The sequence below is a fragment of the Luteimonas qiangzhengi genome (genome assembly GCF_039548515.1).
GTDB lineage: Bacteria > Pseudomonadota > Gammaproteobacteria > Xanthomonadales > Xanthomonadaceae > Luteimonas.
Genome location: NZ_JBCLVE010000006.1, coordinates 192,501 through 208,991 on the forward strand (window position 1 = coordinate 192,501; position 16,491 = coordinate 208,991).

Below are 16,491 nucleotides of genomic sequence, written 5' to 3' on the forward strand. Positions count from 1 at the left end.
GGGCCGGGCGAATTGGGGGCATGGGCGGATGTCCCGGATGATCGGGTCCGTAGGTCGGCCCTACGCGGCCGACGCGAGGGATGCGTGGTCCGCGGTGAACGGCGGTAAGGATGATTCGCGGGGCATCGGGGGCGTAGCCCCGACCTACGGCTGTAGGAGCGCGCCATGCGCGCGAAGCCGCGTGAACTCCGGCGAGCCGGGTATTGAAGAGTCCCCAGGAAAAAAGGCCGCGACTCCTGCCGCGGCCTTTCCCGTGAATATTGGAGGCTGATCCTGCCTCCGCCCGTCGTCCCTGATATGGACTCCCATGTTCCGGGGGTCGGGTGACAGGTTGATGACAGGGGAGTGGCAGGGGTGCCACCGGTTGGCTCGCGCACTTTGGCCTCAGCCGCTACATTGCGCCGATGATTACCCGTGAACAATTCGATGCCTTCGCTGCCGACGGCCATACCCGTATTCCGGTGGTGCGCGAGGTGCTGTCCGATCTGGATACGCCGCTGTCGGTGTACCTGAAGCTGGCCGACGGGCCGCATACCTATCTGTTCGAGTCGGTGGAGGGCGGGGAGCGGTTTGGCCGCTATTCGATCATCGGGCTGCCGGCCGCGCGGGTGTACACGTTCCGCGGACATGAGCTGACGGTGAGTGCGCACGGCGAGGTGCTGGAAACCCGGCGCGTGGAGGATCCCTTCGCTGAGGTGGAGCGGCTGCGCACCGTGCATTCGGTGCCGGAGGTAGAGGGTCTTCCCGGGTTTTCGGGTGGGCTGGTAGGGTGGTTCGGGTTCGAGTGCATCGATTACATCGAGCCGCGCCTGGCCCGGGGAGATCTGCCCGATGAGCTGGGCACGCCGGACATCCTGCTGATGGAGTCGGAAGAGGTTGCGGTGTTCGACAACCTCAAGGGCCGGCTGTATCTGATCGTGCATGCGGATCCGCGCCAGCCGCAGGCCTGGGGACGGGCCAATCGGCGGCTGGATGCGCTGGTGCATCGGCTGCGCCACGCGGGAGCCGGCTATCCGGAAACGCTGCAGCCGGCGGCGCTGGACGAGGAGGATTTTGTTTCCGGATTCACCCGCGAAGGGTTCATTGCCGCGGTGGAAAAGTCGCAGGAGTACATCCGCTCCGGGGATATTTTCCAGGTGGTGCTGAGCCAGCGGCTGTCGGTGCCGTTCAACGCCCGGCCGGTGGATGTGTACCGCGCGCTGCGGGCGCTGAATCCTTCGCCGTATATGTATTTCCTCGATACCGGAGCCACCCAGGTGGTTGGCTCGTCGCCGGAGATCCTGGTGCGCCAGCAGGGCGGCACGGTGACCGTGCGTCCGATCGCCGGCACCCGCCCGCGTGGCGTGACGCCGGAGGAGGATGCCGCGCTGGAAGTCGAGCTGCTGGCCGATCCGAAGGAGCGCTCCGAGCACCTGATGCTGATCGATCTGGGCCGCAACGATGTCGGCCGGGTGTCCGAGCCGGGCACGGTGGCGCTGGGGGACAGTTTTTCCATCGAGCGCTACAGCCACGTCATGCACATCGTCAGCGAAGTCACCGGCCGGTTGAAGGAAGGCCTGAGCTATGCCGATGTGCTGCGCGCGACCTTTCCCGCAGGCACTGTCAGCGGTGCGCCCAAGGTGCGCGCGCTGGAGATCGTGCGTGAGCTGGAGCCGATCAGGCGCAACGTCTATTCCGGGGCGGTCGGATACATCGGCTGGCATGGCGATGCCGATACCGCCATCGCCATCCGCACCGCGGTGATCCAGGACGGCCGCCTGCACGTGCAGGCCGGCGCCGGCATCGTCCACGATTCGGATCCGGCCAAGGAGTGGGACGAAACCATGAACAAGGGCCGCGCCCTGTTCCGCGCCGTGGCCCAGGCTGCCAAAGGGCTGTGATCGGCTGGCTGCTCGCCGCGATGCTGCAGACGGCTGCCGCGCACCCGCCGACGGCGCTGGTGGCGGTGGAGGACAACGTGATCCGCTACGAGGGGGAGATCAACCCGGAAGGCACGGAGCGATTCCTGGACGTGCTGGATGGCGCGCCCGATGTCACCGTATTGGCGGTGAATTCTGCCGGCGGGTCCATCGAGCACGCCATGCGCATGGGCGAGGCCATCCACGTGCGGGGGCTCGACGTGCGGGTGGAGCAGCAGTGCGTGTCGTCCTGCGCCAACTACCTGTTTCCGGCCGGGCGTCACAAGATCATTGCCGGCGATGCCCTCGTGATCTGGCACGGCTCGGCGATCCAGGCGGGCCTGTGGGACGTGGATGTTTCCGCTGTCACCGGCCCGGATGGGGAGCCCATCGGCTGGTGGCAGCGACGCCAGTTGAAGCGGGAGATGCGTGAGTACGGCCAGCGCATGCAGCGCGAGCAGCGTGCGCTGTATGACCGGCTTGGAGTGGATGAGCAGGTCACCGTGTATGGCCAGCGGCCCGGCAGCACCTGCGGCGAGTGGACCTTCAGCGTGGCGGATATGGCCCGGTTCGGCATCCATCATGTGCAGGCGCCGGCGGATTACGGCCATCGCCCGATTGCGCTGGAAGGCGTGGACTGGTGTCTGCTTCAGCTGCCGCCCGCCTCCGGGGTGGATGTCCCCGTGCGCCGCTGACGCTCAGTTGATCGGCCGGACCGTCACCACGACCGGATCATCGGCGTGCTCGACCAGCAGCCGGCGGACCCGGTCCTGCCATGCCGCGCCGAACCGCTGCACTGCATCCGGGCTTCCCGCAAGGGCCAGCGGAATCATGATGCGCATTTCCGGGTCGGCCGGCACGGGTGATGCGTCGAACATGATTTCGACCGCTTCGCCGGTGTCCCTGCGCCGCATCTGCAGCGCGGCCGCCGATGTGTCGCCATAGCGCAGCAGGTCCTTGCGTGAGTGCAGGCCGCCCAGACCCTTGAAGCCCCCGGCACCGGCCGCGCCGGTCACCAGGGTCAGGACCTGGCCGATCACCCCGGCAACGCCGTCGTCTTCCGCGTCCGGCATGCTGACCGCGACGCCGCCGCGCTCGGGCAGATCGTCACCATAGAGCGCACGCAGGCCGGCGCGGGCGGACAGCCAGGCGCCCGCAACGGTGGGGCAGGAATGGCCGGCCAGGCGCACGGCATCGGCGTAGCGGTACTCGATCAATCCGTCCGTCGCGGAACCGAGCAGCTTCGCCAGCCCGTCGCGTACGCGGATGACCGGAGCGTCGTCAAAGAATGTGGGAAATGTCATGCCTCCAGTCTGCCGCCGCACCGCGGCCACCACCGTGACCCAGATCAAGGCGGCGCCGGTGCCCGTAGGTCGGGCCTACGCGCCCGACGCCCCGCGAAGTGCGCCATCCAGCGTTCGCCCTGAATCAAGCATCCCTCGCGTCGGCCGCGTAGGGCCGACCTACGACGGGTCGTTAGGCGGGGATATTTCAGCGAGGCGGTTCTGGGCGCGACCCAGCCACAGCGCCAGCGCCGCCCACACCAGCGCCAGCGGCACTACCACGCTCACCAGCCCGCCCATCGCCAATCCCAATCGCCCGAGCGCGCCTTCGGTCTGGGCGCCGACCACGTCGCCGGCGCGATACACGAAGGTGTCGATGAAGGCCTTGGCCTTGTACTTGTCCTCGCGGCTGGCCACCGTATACAGCGCCTCGCGCGCCGGCCGGGTGATGCCGCGCTGCACCGCGCGGTTGGTGGCTTCCAGCAGCACCAGCACCACGAACGAGCCGTAGATCGCCAGGCCGATGAAGCCGATCGCGGTGGCGATGGGCAGGATCGCCAGCGCCACGCCCAGCCCGAAGCGGCGGATGATCTTGCCGGTCATCGTGAGCTGCAGCGCCAGCACCGCCACCTGGGTCCACATGTCGATGTTGCCGAAGATCGCCGTGCGCGCGTCTAGGTCGTCGGTCACCGCCGCCACCATCTGCAGGCGGGTGAAATAGATGAAGGTCGCGACCACCGTCATCAGCAGCACGTAGCCGGCGATGGCGGAGAGGTAGCGCGAGGTGAACACCGCCTTGAAGCCGGCCCAGGCGCTGCCGCCAATGCGCTCCCGGTCCGCCCCGGGGACGCCAGCCGCCGGGCCGGGCTGCGCCGCAGCCCCGGTGCGATCGGGCGCGACGCGCACCAGCAGCCACGCCACCACGAGCGCCAGCAGCAGGAAACCCGCCGCGATCGGCAGCAGCGCCGGCGTGCCCAGCGGCTCGGCCAGCCGCCCGGCCAGCCACGGCCCGAAGATCGCCCCGGCCGTGCCGCCCACCGAGATCAGCGCGAACAGCCGCTTGCCCTGGTCGCTGGAAAACCGGTCCGCCATCAGCGCCCAGAACACCATGGTCACGAACAGGTTGAACACGCTGAACCACACGTAGAACACCTGCCCGCTGCGCTCGCCCACCGCGCCGGGCGAGAACACCAGCAGGCCCCAGAACCCTATCAGGCTCAGCGCGAAAAACCCGTACGTCGCCCCGATCGCCTGCAGCCGCCGGAACCGGCTCACCAGCCAGCCGAACACCGGGTTCACCGCCAGCGTCACCACCGCCGTGCCGATGAACAGCCAGCGCACCCCGTCGATCCCGCTCTGCATCCCCAGCGCGTCGCGCGCCGGGCGCAACAGCATCAGCGCGGTCAGGATGCAGAAGAAGAACAGCCCGGCCAGCAGCACCGGCAGCACTTCGTCGCGGCGCAGGTTGAACAGCGCCTGCAGGGCGGACCAGCGCCGGGTGGGACCGGTTCCGGTGGGCTGGGACATGCGGGGTGGGCCTCGTCCTCGGGATGGAATCGACGCCGACGCGGCGGCTGCAGGCCAGTATGCCGGCTCCGGTCCGGATGCGCGTTACGGGACGCGGGGCCGGTGCCGCCGCCTGCCTATTTCCGCGCTGCCTTGCCCGCGTCGCCGTGCAGGTTGAACAGGGAGTCCAGCAGCTGATCGTCGGCGCTCGAGCACATGCCCAGCAGCAGCGCTTCGTCGCAGCCTTCGGCGGCGATGTACGCATGCCCCATGTTCGAATCGATGTAGACGCCTTCGCCGGCTGCGACCACGATCGGGTCGTAGAACTCGGTATGCACCTCGATCGCACCTTCGAGCACGTGGATGTATTCCTCGCCGGAGTGGTGGACGAGGGCGCCGAACTCCTCCAGGTCCTTGGCGCGCACCCGGGTCAGTACCGGGATCATGCGCTTGCGGCGCAGCTCCGGGCACAGGTAGAAGTAGTCGTAGTTCGGCGTCGTCACCCGCACGGCGTCGGCCAGCCTGCCGATGCTGCGGCGGGCGGTGACCGGAGCCTCGCTGGTCGCATCCGGCTCGGCGAACAGTTCCGACATGCTGATGTTGAGCCTCTGGCTGATCTGCAGCAGCTTGTCGTAGGTCAGGCTCAGGCGGTCGTGTTCCACCTTGGACAGCGTTGACAGCGGAATGCCGCAGCGTTCGCTCATTTCCTTGAGCGTCCAGCCGTTGCGGTTGCGCAACGCGCGCAGCAGCTTGCCGATGGTGGGGTGTGGCGAGGTCATCGCTGGGACTCCTTGCAGCGTTCGGCAGGGGGTCCGGCCCCTGCGCACGGTGACATGTTCGCCTGAATCCGGCGGCCATGACCATAGCGGGTTGACAATTTTCTGATTGGGACGATTATTGCACGAACAGGCTTGTCTGGCCCTTTCGGGCGCATGCAGGCCGTCGCGGCCGCTCGCCGGCCGCCCAGGGGATCAAATCCGAGGAGACCGTCGATGCGCCTGTCCGTATTCCTGTCCGCTCTTGCCGGGGGCCTGCTGTCCCTGCCACTGCTGGCCACGCCGCAGGTGACCACCGGTCCGCAGGTGCCGGTGGACGTGCCGGTGGAGATCGCCCCGGCCGACCCGGATGCCGAAGGCACCGGCGCCGCGCCGGCCCAGGCCGTTCCCGCGCTCGCCGACGGCGCACATCCGCTGACCCGTACCGACGTGGAGGCCTGGCTGGACGGCTACATGCCCTACGCACTGGCGGCCGGCGACATCGCCGGCGCCGTGGTGGTGGTGGTGAAGGACGGCGAGGTCGTGCTGCAGAAGGGCTACGGCTACGCCGACCTGGGGGCCGGCGCGCCGGTGGATCCGGACAACACCCTGTTTCGCCCGGGCTCGGTCTCCAAGCTGTTCACCTGGACGGCGGTGATGCAGGAGGTGGAGGCGGGCAGGATCGACCTGGACGCCGACGTCAACCAGTACCTGGACTTCACCATCCCCGAGCGCGACGGCAAGCCGCTCACCATGCGCCAGATCATGACCCACACCGGCGGTTTCGAGGAGGCGCTGCGCGGCCTGATCTTCTCCGACGAGGACTCGCTTGAATCGCTTGGCGACACGCTCAAGCACTGGACGCCCGACCGCATCCACCCGCCCGGCACCACCCCGGCCTATTCCAACTACGCCACCGCGCTGGCCGGCTACATCGTCGAGCGCACCAGCGGCCAGGACTTCAACGATTACCTCGAGCAGCACATCTTCGCCCCGCTCGGCATGCAGCATTCCAGCTTCCGCCAGCCGCTCCCGGACCGCTTCGTCGGGCAGATGTCAAACGGCTACGCGAGCTTGTCCAACGGCGAAGCCAAACCGTACGAATTCATCAATCTGGCCCCAGCCGGCAGCATGGCAGCCAGCGGCGCGGACATGGCGAGGTTCATGCTCGCCCACCTCAACCGGGGTGAGTACAACGGCGCGCGCATCCTGTCCGCCGCGACCGCGGACACGATGCACCGCACCGGCCAGGCATCGATCGGCCCGCTCAACCAGATGATGCTGGGCTTCTACGAGACCAGCCTCAACGGCCACTTCACTATTGCCCATGGCGGCGACACGCAGTGGTTCCACAGCGACCTGCGGCTGTTCCCCGATGACGGCATCGGCTATTTCGTGTCGATGAACAGCGCCGGGCGCGAAGGCGCCAGCCTGCATATCCGCACGCAGCTCGCGGTGAACTTCGTCGATCGCTACCTGCCCGGACCGATCCCGCAGGGCGAGGGGATTGCCGACGACGCGGCCAGGGCGCAGAACGCCGCCATCGCCGGCTCCTACAAGAGCAGCCGGCGCCCGCAGAACAACGTGATGGGCGTCCTGGAACTGCTCAGCCAGACCGAGGTGGTGGCCAACGAGGACGGCACCATCAGCGTGTCGATGTGGCGCGCGCCTTCCGGCCAGCCGGTGAAGTGGCACCCGATCGGGGAATGGCTGTGGCAGGACCCGGGCACCGGCGACCGGCTTGCAGCCGAGGTCCAGGACGGCAACGTCACCCGCTTCAGCATGGAGTTCCTGGCCCCGATCATGCTGTTCGAACGGCTCTCCGGTTGGCGCGCCACGGCCCCGCTGCTGCTGGGCCTGGCGTTCGCCTCCCTTCTTCTGACTGTGCTGGCGTGGCCGGTCTCGGCGCTGGTGCGCCGCCGCTACCGGGTGCCGTACCCGCTGGTCGGGGCGGAGGCCACGGCTCACCGCGCGGCGCGCTGGGGCAGCCTGCTGTCGGTGCTCGGGATCGGTATCGGCATCGGCCTGGTGCTGTGGATGATCGGCAATCTGGAGAACCTGACCGGCAAGGACGGCCTGGTCACGGCGGCGCGCCTGCTGGCGGGCGTCGCGCTGGCCGCCGGTGCGGGGCTGCTGGTATGGAGCACCTGGCAGGTGCTGCGCGGCAGTCGCGGCTGGTTGGCCAGGCTGTGGAGCGTGGTGCTGGCGCTGGCCGGCCTGTACCTGCTCTGGGTGGGGTTCGCCTATCACCTGATCGGCATCGGCGCGAACTTCTGACCAGGTGCGCGCATGAAAATCGAACTGGAGCTGCGCAACGAACCGCTGCGCCTGTCCGCCCCGTTCCGCATCTCCGGCTACATCTTCGAAGCCATGCCGGCGACGGTGGCGGTGCTGCGCCGGGACGGACACACCGGCCGCGGCGAGGCGGCCGGCGTCTACTACAACGACGACCGGCCGGACGGGATGCTGGCGGCCCTGGAGGCGCTGCGCCCGCGGATCGAGGCTGGCCTGGACCGTGAGGCCGCCAACGCGCTGCTTCCTCCCGGCGGCGCACGCAACGCGCTCGACTGCGCGCTGTGGGAGCTGGAAGCGCAGCGGCGCGGCGTGCCGGTGTGGAAGCTCGCGGGGCTGGAGTCGGTGCGCCCGCTGCTGACCACGTTCACCGTCGGGGCCGACGATCCGGCCGTGATGGCGGACAAGGCGGCCGCGTTCACCGGTGCCCGCGCGCTCAAGCTCAAGCTCACCGGCGAGGTGGAGCTCGACGTCGAGCGCGTCCACGCGGTGCGCGCGCGCTGTCCCGACGCGTGGATCGGCGTGGACGCCAACCAGGGCTACGGCGCCGGGACCCTGCCAGGGCTCCTGCCCGCGCTGGTCCAGGCGGCCGTCTCGCTGCTCGAACAGCCGACCCGGCGCGGGGACGAGGCGGAGCTGGACGGGATCGAACGCGTGGTGCCGTTCGCCGCCGATGAAAGCATCCTGGACCTGCGCGAGCTCGAGCGGCTCCACCACCGCTTCGACGTCATCAACATCAAGCTCGACAAATGCGGCGGCCTCACCGAGGGCCTGCGCATGGCGCGGCGCGCGCGCGAACTGGGCCGCAAGGTGATGGTCGGCAACATGGCCGGCAGCAGCTGGGCGGCGGGGCCGGCGTTCGTGCTCGGCCAGTATTGCGATGTGGTCGACCTGGACGGACCGGTGTTCCTGGCCGAAGACCGCAGCCCCGCCGTGGTCTACCGTGACGGCCATATCGATTGCCCGGGCGAGGTCTGGGGCGGGGGGTGAGCGACCCGCCCGCATCGCCGCAGTGGTTCGGCCAGCCGCGCGGCCTGACCATCCTGTTCCTGACCCAGATGTGGGAGATCTTCTCCTACTACGGCATGCGCGTGCTGCTGGTCTATTACATGACCAAGCAGCTGCTGATGGAGCAGCAGCAGGCGTCGCTGGTGTACGGCATCTACGTGGCGACGTTCTACTTCACCCCGATCCTGGGCGGCATCGTCGCCGACCGCTGGCTGGGCAAGCGCCGGGCGGTGATCATCGGCGCGGCGATCATGTCCCTGGGCCATTTCCTGATGGCCTCCGAAAGCCTGCTGTATCCCGCGCTGGCGGCGATCGCGGTGGGCAACGGCCTGTTCCTGCCCAGTCTGCCGAGCCAGGTCGACGGGCTCTACGCGAAGGACGATCCGCGCCGCGGCTCCGCGTACAACGTCTACTACGTGGGCATCAACGTCGGCGGCCTGCTGGCGCCGCTGGTGTGCGGCACCCTGGGCGAGGTCTACGGCTGGCACTGGGGCTTCGGCGCCGCCGGCATCGGCATGCTGCTCGGCCTCGCCGTCTACGTCTGGGGCGGGCGCTACCTGCCCAGGGAAGCGCCCCCCGGGCGTGAGGCGGAAGCGGTGGAAGCCGGGGCCGCCGCCGGAAGCGGGCCGGACATGGCCATGCGCATCCGCGTGCTCGCGGCAATCGCGCTGTGCGTGATGCTGTTCCGCGGCTCCTACGAGCAGGTCGGCAACACCATCGCGCTGTGGGCCGACACCGGCATCGACCGCAGCCTGGGCGCGCTCACCATTCCCATGACCTGGTTCCAGTCGATCAATCCGTTCCTCGTCATCGCGCTGACCCCGCTGTACCTGGCGCTGTGGACCCGGCGCGCCCGGCAGGGCCGTGAGCCGGCGTCGGCGCGGAAGATGGCCCATGGCGCGTTCGTGGTCGCCTCGGCCTACCTGCTGCTGGGCGCCGTGGCCGCGTCATCGCCGGCGGGGCAGGCCAGCTGGACCTGGCTGGCGCTGTTCTTCGTCGTGCTCACCGCCGGCGAGCTGATGATCCTGCCCGTCGGGCTGGGCCTGTTCGCTCGGCTGGCGCCGGCGCGGTTCCGCGCGACCACGGTCGCGGCGTGGTTCTTCGCCTCCTTCGGCGGGAACCTGCTGGCCGGCTACCTGGGTACGTTCTGGAGCCGCCTGGGCCCGGCTTCCTTCTTCCTGCTCATGGCTGCCGTCGCCGCGGCCGCGGGGATGCTGCTGTGGCTGCTCACCGGGCCGTCGCGGCAGATCGAGGGCGGAGGCCGGGCGGAGACGGGCGTGCGGGTTTGACAATTCTCAGGATGGGTCTATTTTGTCCTGAAAGGAACAATTAGAGCTTGATGGGGATCGTCGCGGTCTGGCTGCGAAGGTCTGATTGCCGCAACGGCGCGGTAGTGGAAGCAAACGGGAGGGGAGCATGAACGTTCTTGGGGGTCGGCAACGCGACACCGGCATGCAGCGACTGGCCGCGGTGCCGCGCCGGCCACTCGCCGCGGCGCTGGCGGGCACGCTGGCGCTGCTGGCGGGGGCCGCGGCCCAGGCGCAGGACACTTCCGCCCCGGGCGAGGACGTGTCCACGCTGGAGACGGTGGTGGTCACCGCCAACAAGCGGGTGGAGAACGTGCGCGAAGTGGGCGCGGCGATCAGCGTGGTCAGCGAGGAAATGCTCGACAACCTGGGTGCCGGCTCGCTCAGCGATTACGCCGACTTCGTGCCGGGCCTGCAGGTGCAGGACGGCGGCACGCCAGGCCTGACCAGGATATCGATGCGCGGTGTCGCCGCCCTGTCGGCCGGAGCGACCGTGGCGACCTACGTCGACGAGGTGCCGGTGGGTTCCAGCGGCCTGTACCAGGCGGCCACCGCGCTGATGCTCGACCTGCTGCCCTACGACCTGAGCCGGGTGGAAGTGCTGCGCGGCCCGCAGGGCACGCTGTACGGCGCCGGTTCGATCGGCGGGCTGCTCAAGTACGTGACCCGCGATCCGGACCTGTACGCCAGCGAGTTCCGCGTGGGCTTCGGCATGTCGTCGGTCCAGGACGGCGACATCGGCTGGAACGGACGCTTCGGCGCCAGCCTGCCGCTGGTGGAGGACACGCTGGGCCTGCGCGTGAGCTATGCCCGCCGCGAGAACCCGGGTTTCACCGACAACGTGCACACCGAGGGCTTCGGCAACGAGGTGCTCTCCCGCACCGAGGACGTCAACGGCGGCGTGCAGACCAGCGCGCGGGCCGCGCTGCTGTATGAAGGCCAGGGCTTCACCATGGACCTGTCGGCGCTGCGCCAGACCATCGATACCGACGATCGCTCCGGCGTGGCGCTGGACATCGAAACGGGCCAGCCGCTGTTCGGAGACAAGGTGGACCGCGCCTGGTACCCGCAGTCGTTCCGGAAGGACGTGGACGTGTTCGCGGCCACGCTGGAGTGGGACCTGGGATGGGGCGACTTCGTCTCGGCCACGGGCTATTCCACCACCTGGACCGACTACATGCTCGACTCAACCGTGGAGTTCGGGGAGATCCCGCTGATGCTGGACCTGCCCCAGGGCAGTTCCTACGGCAACTACCGGCTGGACCTGGACAAGCTGACCCAGGAATTCCGCCTGATCTCCCGGTCCGGCGGCCCCTTCGAGTGGATGGTCGGCGCGTTCTACACAAAGGAAGAGGCCGACCAGGAGCAGTTGTTCTTCCTCAATTCCTTCGACGGCTCCCCGCTGCCAGCGCCGTACGACGCGATGTTCGGCGACATGGCCGCGGCGGCCCTGCCCACCTGGTACCGGGAAACGGCGGTGTTCGCCAATGCAAGCTGGCGCTTCAGCGACCGGTTCAAGCTCGATGCCGGCGCGCGCTACGCGCAGAACGACCAGGAGTACAACCAGGTGGTCACCATCGATCCGCTCGGGCTGCTGGGCGGGGTGGGAACGGTCTCGGGCGAGTCGGACGAAAGCGTTTTCACCTGGAGCCTGAGTCCGCAATACGAGTTGGCCGACGACGTGCTGTTGTACGCGCGCGCGGCGAGCGGCTACCAGCCGGGCGGCCCGAACGTGGCGATCCCGGGCATGCCTTCGCAGGTGAGTTCGTCGATGGTCGACAGCTACGAGGTCGGCCTGAAGTCCGAGTTCGCCAACCGGCGGGTGCTGCTGGACCTGGCCGTGTTCAACATCGACTGGGAAGACATCCAGGTGGGGACCCAGATCAACGGCGTCAGCGGCATGGTCAACGGCGGCGAGGCGACCAGCCAGGGCGTTGAGCTGACCGCCGCCTTCCGCGCCACCGACAGCCTGCGCCTGGGGCTGAACGCCGCCTACACCCGCGCCGACCTCAACGACGACTTCGAGGCGGTCGTGGTCGACGCGGGCGACATCCTGGTGGAAATCGTCAACGGGCTGGGCGGTGACCGCATGCCCTACACCCCGAAACTGTCCTGGTCGGCCACTGCGGACTACGTCTTCGACCTGCGCGGCGACTGGCACGGCACCGTGGGCGCGGCGTTCCGCAAGGTCGGCGACCGGATCTCGGGTACCGGCAGCAGGGAGCGCATCCTGCTGGCCGCGGATCCGTCCGTGGTGCTGGACGAAACCGTCACCGGCCCCAACGACCTTGGCGGCTACAAGGCGCTGGACCTCTACGCCAGCGTCGGCAACTCCAACTGGACCATCCGCACCTACTTCAACAACGTCACCGACGAGCTGGGCTGGTCCTCGGTGACCACGCAGTCCGGCGCGCTGACCGGTGTGGACGTGCAGCGCAGGGGCATCCCGATCCAGCCGCGCACCCTCGGCGTCGAACTCGACTACCGGTTCTGACCGTCCATGCCGCAATCCGCGCCCGTCACCTCCGCCACGGCCGGGGACCAGTCGCTGCCGCGTCCTTACCTGCTGTTCCTCGGCGATGTCGCGGAGCCGGCCTACGCCAAGACCGCCAACGGCCTGCGCGACTGGGCCGGCGGGCACTGCGTGGGCGAATTCGGCTGCGGCGCCACCGTCAGCACGGGGCTGCCCTTGATGACCCCGGCACAGGCGCGCGCGGCGGGAGCCAGGTCGATGGTGATCGGCGTCGCCAACCCGGGCGGCCGCATCCCGCCGGCGTGGTGGCCGTTCCTGGTCCAGGCCCTGGAAGCCGGCCTTGACCTGGTCGGCGGCATGCACGCGCGCATCGGCGACATTCCCTCGCTGCGGGAGGCCGCCGCGCGCAGCGGGCGTCGCCTGATCGACGTGCGCCAGCCGCCGCCGGGCATCCGGGTGGCCAGCGGGCGCAAGCGCAGCGGCAAGCGCCTGCTCACGGTCGGCACCGACTGCGCGCTGGGCAAGAAGTACACCGCGCTGGTGCTGGCGGACCAGTTCGCCAGCCGCGGCGTCGGCGTGGATTTCCGCGCCACCGGCCAGACCGGCATCCTGATTGCCGGGCGGGGCATGCCGATCGACGCGGTGGTCAGCGACTTCGCCGCCGGCGCCGCCGAGGAACTTTCGCCCGACGCCGACCCGGCGCACTGGGACGTGATCGAGGGACAGGGTTCGATCTTCCATCCCGCGTACGCCTGCGTCTCGCTTGCGCTGCTGCACGGCAGCCAGCCTGATATCGTCGTCGCCTGCCACGCGCCGGACCGCGAACACGTGCTCGGCCATCCCGGCTTCGCAATGCCCACCGTCGAGGAAACCATCGAACTGACGCTGCGCCTTGGCAGCCGCACCAACCCCCGCATCCGCTGCGCCGGCGTCAGCCTGGATACCTCCAGGCTGGACGAAGCGGAAGCGGCGCGGCTGATTGCCGTGGAGAGCGAACGCCTGGGCTGCCCGGTCGCCGACCCCGTCCGCGGCGGCGACCCGCTGCAGCGGCTGGTGGACGCCTGCCTGCGATGACGTCCAGGCCCTCGCGCTTTGCACGCTGGTTGCTGCCGGGGCTGGCCTTCAAGGGCTTCGTGATCGGCGGCGGTTACGCGACCGGGCGCGAGCTGGCCGAGTTCTTCTCGCCGAGCGGGCCGCAGGGTGGATTGCTCGGCCTGCTGCTGGCGATGCTGACCTGGAGCGTGCTGTGCGCGCTCACCTTCGCCTTCGCCCAGGCCGGCGGCAGCTACGACTACCGGTCCTTCTTCGGCCGGCTGCTCGGCCGCGGCTGGGTCGCGTTCGAAGTCGCCTACGTTGTGCTGATGGTGCTGCTGCTGGCGGTATTCGGGGCCGCCGCCGGAGCGGTGGTGAATGCCGTCACCGGCGCGCCGGTGATCGTTGGCACGCTGGCGCTGATGCTGGCCATCGGCGCCGTGGTCGCCTTCGGAAACCGTTCGGTCGAACGCCTGTTCGGCTGGGCTTCGCTGTTTCTCTACGCGGTGTACTTCCTGTTCGTGGTGTTCGCGCTGCTGGCCTTCGGCGACCGGATCGCGGACGGTCTGTCGACGCCGCAGCCGATGCCGGGCTGGCTGTCGGGCGGGCTGGTCTATGCCTGCTACAACATCGTCGGCGCGATCGCGATCCTGCCGATGGCGCGGCATTTCCTTGACCGCCGCGACGCGGTCGTGGCCGGCCTGCTCGCGGGGCCGCTGGCGATCCTTCCGGCCATCGCATTCTTCGTCTGCATGGTGGCCTGGATGCCGGAAATCGCCTCCGAGGCGCTGCCTTCCGACTACATGCTCCGGCGCATGGGCCAGCCGGTCTTCCTGATGGTGTTCCAGGCGATGATCTTCTCGGCGCTGGTGGAAAGCGGCGTCGGCGCGGTGCATGCGATCAACGAACGCGTCGCCGGCGCTTGGCGCGAGCGCCGGGGCGTCGAGCTCTCGCGCCCGGGGCGCCTGGGCATCGCCGCGGCACTGCTGGTCGGCTCGATCTTCGTCGCCGACCACTTCGGCCTGGTCGCGCTGATCGCCAACGGCTACCGCGCGCTGGCCTGGCTGCTGCTGTTCGTGTACGTGCTTCCGCTGCTGACCATTGGCGTGTGGAAGCTGTGGCGCGGACGCCCTTGCATCGTGGATGCAACCTGAGACGCCGACCGGAGACGACACCATGTCCAGATTCGATTTTCGCCTGTCCGCCGCCCTGCTGGCGGCGCCGCTGCTCGCCGCGATGTCGGCATCGGCCTCGGTGCCGGATGATTTCGACGCGCGCCTGCAGGCGGCGATGGAAGAATACGGGGCGCCCGGCTTCGCCGTCGCCGTTGTCGAAAACGGCGAGGTCGTGCACGCGAAGGGCTACGGCGTTCGCCGCCTCGGCTCGCTCGCGCCGGTCGACGCCGACACGATTTTCCCGACCGGCTCCACCGGCAAGGCGGTGACCACCGCCGCGCTCGCGATCCTCGTCGACGAGGGGAAACTCGACTGGGACGACAGGGTCATCGACCACCTGCCCGACTTCCGCATGCACGATGCATGGGTCACGCGCGAGATGACCGTGCGCGACCTGCTCGTGCATCGCAGCGGCCTGGGCCTGGGGGCGGGTGACCTGCTGTACGTGCCGCGTACTTCGCGAACCCGCGCCGACGTGGTGCGCGCGCTGCGCCACATCGAGCCGGCCACCAGCTTCCGCAGCGGTTACGCCTACGACAACATCCTCTACGTCGTTGCCGGTGAACTGGTGGCGAAGGTGAGCGGGCAGGACTGGGAAAGCTTCATCCGTGACCGGGTCTTCCGGGCCGCGGGCATGGACAGCTCGGTGAGCGACGCGGACGAGCGCTTCGCCAACCCCAACCGCGCCCATCCACATGCACGCATCGATGGTCCCGTGCGCGGCGCGGGCACGCAGGAGGTGCTGGCCGAACGCGAAGGCCTTGGCCAGGTGGCGGCACCGGCCGGCGGGCTGTCGTCGAGCGCCAACGACCTGGCGCGCTGGTTGCAAGTGCAACTCGCCCACGGCGCCCTGCCCGAAGGCGGGCACCTGTACAGCGAAGCGACGGCGCGCGAGATGTGGACCCCGCAGGTGCTGACCCCGATCCGCGCCTATCCGGAGCCGATCAGCGAGATGACGCCGCAGTTCTCCAGCTACGCGCTGGGCTGGAACGTGCAGGACTATCGCGGCGTGAGCACCGTGCAGCACGGCGGTGCGGTGTTTGGCGTGCTGACCGTGGTCGTGCTGGTCCCCGACCGCGAGGTCGGCTTCGCCCTGCAGATGAACTCGGAGGACTATCCGGTGCTGCGCGGCGCGATGAACACGCTGCTCGACCACTACCTGGGGCTGGAGAGCAAGGACTGGTACGCCGCCTACGGCGAATGGAACACGGAGCGGTTGAAGGCCGGCGCGGCCGCGGTCGCAGCGCTGGGCGACGGCCCGGAGGGCGAGCGCGGCAGCCCCTCGCTGCCGCTGGCCGGCTACGCCGGCAGCTACACCGACGACTGGTATGGCCCGATCGCGATCACCGGCGCCGGCCCGGGCCTGCGCATCGACTTCAAGCAGACACCGGACATGGCCGGCCCGCTGGAACACTACCGCCACGACACCTTCATCGTGCGCTGGGACGATCGCGCCATCGAGCCCGCCTACGTGACCTTCGGGCTGGATCATGAAGGCAGGGTCGAACGCGTCACCATGCAGGCGGTCTCGCCGATCGCGGACTTCAGCTACAACTACCAGGACCTGGAGTTCAATCCGGTGCCGGCGGACTGATGCCGGCGCAGGCGCAGGCGCAGGCGCCGGGGGCGAAGGTGCGGGTGGGCGCAACGGATGCGCTGACGGTGGATGAGATTGCGCGCAGGACGTAGCAGCATCAGCGCGGTCCGGATGCACCGACCAAGAGAGAGTTGAACAAGCCCAGTGGTCCGCGAGGTTCTTGGC

General features: G+C 69.2%; 12 protein-coding genes. 9 read left to right on the forward strand and 3 right to left on the reverse strand.

Annotation, left to right across the window (positions count from 1 at the left end; genetic code table 11):
* Positions 1 to 404: 404 nt before the first annotated feature.
* Together trpE and WCE59_RS06225 are read left to right on the forward strand one after the other, a co-directional pair.
* Positions 405 to 1,880: an anthranilate synthase component I gene (gene trpE, locus WCE59_RS06220; protein ID WP_343257857.1), complete on the forward strand. Its 1,476-nt coding sequence runs from the start codon at positions 405 to 407 to the stop codon at positions 1,878 to 1,880.
* Positions 1,877 to 2,593 (forward strand): hypothetical protein, encoded by a 717-nt coding sequence (locus WCE59_RS06225; protein ID WP_343257858.1) that lies wholly within the window; start codon positions 1,877 to 1,879, stop codon positions 2,591 to 2,593. Before trpE ends, WCE59_RS06225 begins: the two co-directional genes overlap by 4 nt.
* Positions 2,594 to 2,596: 3 nt before the next feature.
* Here the strand turns inward: WCE59_RS06225 and WCE59_RS06230 are convergent, their stop codons facing one another.
* The 3 genes from WCE59_RS06230 to WCE59_RS06240 form a co-directional block, all read right to left on the reverse strand.
* Positions 2,597 to 3,202 carry a hypothetical protein gene (locus WCE59_RS06230; protein WP_343257859.1) on the reverse strand — a complete coding sequence of 202 codons (606 nt, stop codon included), beginning with the start codon at positions 3,200 to 3,202 and terminating at the stop codon, positions 2,597 to 2,599.
* Positions 3,203 to 3,361: 159 nt separating this feature from the next.
* Positions 3,362 to 4,708: an NTP/NDP exchange transporter gene (locus tag WCE59_RS06235; RefSeq protein WP_343257860.1), complete on the reverse strand. Its 1,347-nt coding sequence runs from the start codon at positions 4,706 to 4,708 to the stop codon at positions 3,362 to 3,364.
* 116 nt (positions 4,709 to 4,824) lie between these two features.
* Positions 4,825 to 5,466 carry a helix-turn-helix domain-containing protein gene (locus tag WCE59_RS06240; RefSeq protein WP_343257861.1) on the reverse strand — a complete coding sequence of 214 codons (642 nt, stop codon included), beginning with the start codon at positions 5,464 to 5,466 and terminating at the stop codon, positions 4,825 to 4,827.
* Between the two features lie 213 nt (positions 5,467 to 5,679).
* Between WCE59_RS06240 and WCE59_RS06245 the strand changes: the two genes are divergently transcribed.
* The 7 genes from WCE59_RS06245 (at position 5,680) to WCE59_RS06275 (ending at position 16,323) form a co-directional block, all read left to right on the forward strand.
* A complete protein-coding gene (locus WCE59_RS06245; RefSeq protein ID WP_343257862.1) occupies positions 5,680 to 7,719 on the forward strand; it encodes a serine hydrolase domain-containing protein in 2,040 nt (679 codons plus the stop codon).
* Between the two features lie 12 nt (positions 7,720 to 7,731).
* The gene (locus WCE59_RS06250) at positions 7,732 to 8,724 is read left to right on the forward strand and encodes a dipeptide epimerase (RefSeq protein ID WP_343257863.1); all 993 of its coding nucleotides are present in this window, start codon (positions 7,732 to 7,734) and stop codon (positions 8,722 to 8,724) included.
* The gene (locus WCE59_RS06255) at positions 8,721 to 10,031 is read left to right on the forward strand and encodes a peptide MFS transporter (RefSeq protein WP_343257864.1); all 1,311 of its coding nucleotides are present in this window, start codon (positions 8,721 to 8,723) and stop codon (positions 10,029 to 10,031) included. Before WCE59_RS06250 ends, WCE59_RS06255 begins: the two co-directional genes overlap by 4 nt.
* Before the next feature lie 127 nt (positions 10,032 to 10,158).
* On the forward strand, positions 10,159 to 12,543 hold the full coding sequence (locus WCE59_RS06260) for a TonB-dependent receptor (RefSeq protein ID WP_343257865.1): 2,385 nt from the start codon (positions 10,159 to 10,161) through the stop codon (positions 12,541 to 12,543).
* A gap of 6 nt (positions 12,544 to 12,549) precedes the next feature.
* On the forward strand, positions 12,550 to 13,596 hold the full coding sequence (locus WCE59_RS06265; protein WP_343257866.1) for a DUF1611 domain-containing protein: 1,047 nt from the start codon (positions 12,550 to 12,552) through the stop codon (positions 13,594 to 13,596).
* Positions 13,593 to 14,708, forward strand: a complete 1,116-nt coding sequence (locus tag WCE59_RS06270) for a YkvI family membrane protein (RefSeq protein ID WP_343257867.1) — start codon at positions 13,593 to 13,595, stop codon at positions 14,706 to 14,708. The genes WCE59_RS06265 and WCE59_RS06270 overlap by 4 nt, the downstream gene beginning before the upstream one ends.
* Positions 14,709 to 14,730: 22 nt before the next feature.
* Positions 14,731 to 16,323 carry a serine hydrolase gene (locus WCE59_RS06275; protein ID WP_343257868.1) on the forward strand — a complete coding sequence of 531 codons (1,593 nt, stop codon included), beginning with the start codon at positions 14,731 to 14,733 and terminating at the stop codon, positions 16,321 to 16,323.
* Positions 16,324 to 16,491 lie beyond the last annotated feature (168 nt).

Coding starts and splice junctions, on each gene's coding strand:
- trpE (WP_343257857.1), top strand. CDS start 405: ATGATTACCCGTGAACAATTCGATGCCTTCGCTGCCGACGGCCATACC.
- WCE59_RS06230 (WP_343257859.1), bottom strand. CDS start 3,202: ATGACATTTCCCACATTCTTTGACGACGCTCCGGTCATCCGCGTACGC.
- WCE59_RS06235 (WP_343257860.1), bottom strand. CDS start 4,708: ATGTCCCAGCCCACCGGAACCGGTCCCACCCGGCGCTGGTCCGCCCTG.
- WCE59_RS06240 (WP_343257861.1), bottom strand. CDS start 5,466: ATGACCTCGCCACACCCCACCATCGGCAAGCTGCTGCGCGCGTTGCGC.
- WCE59_RS06245 (WP_343257862.1), top strand. CDS start 5,680: ATGCGCCTGTCCGTATTCCTGTCCGCTCTTGCCGGGGGCCTGCTGTCC.
- WCE59_RS06250 (WP_343257863.1), top strand. CDS start 7,732: ATGAAAATCGAACTGGAGCTGCGCAACGAACCGCTGCGCCTGTCCGCC.
- WCE59_RS06260 (WP_343257865.1), top strand. CDS start 10,159: ATGAACGTTCTTGGGGGTCGGCAACGCGACACCGGCATGCAGCGACTG.
- WCE59_RS06265 (WP_343257866.1), top strand. CDS start 12,550: ATGCCGCAATCCGCGCCCGTCACCTCCGCCACGGCCGGGGACCAGTCG.
- WCE59_RS06270 (WP_343257867.1), top strand. CDS start 13,593: ATGACGTCCAGGCCCTCGCGCTTTGCACGCTGGTTGCTGCCGGGGCTG.
- WCE59_RS06275 (WP_343257868.1), top strand. CDS start 14,731: ATGTCCAGATTCGATTTTCGCCTGTCCGCCGCCCTGCTGGCGGCGCCG.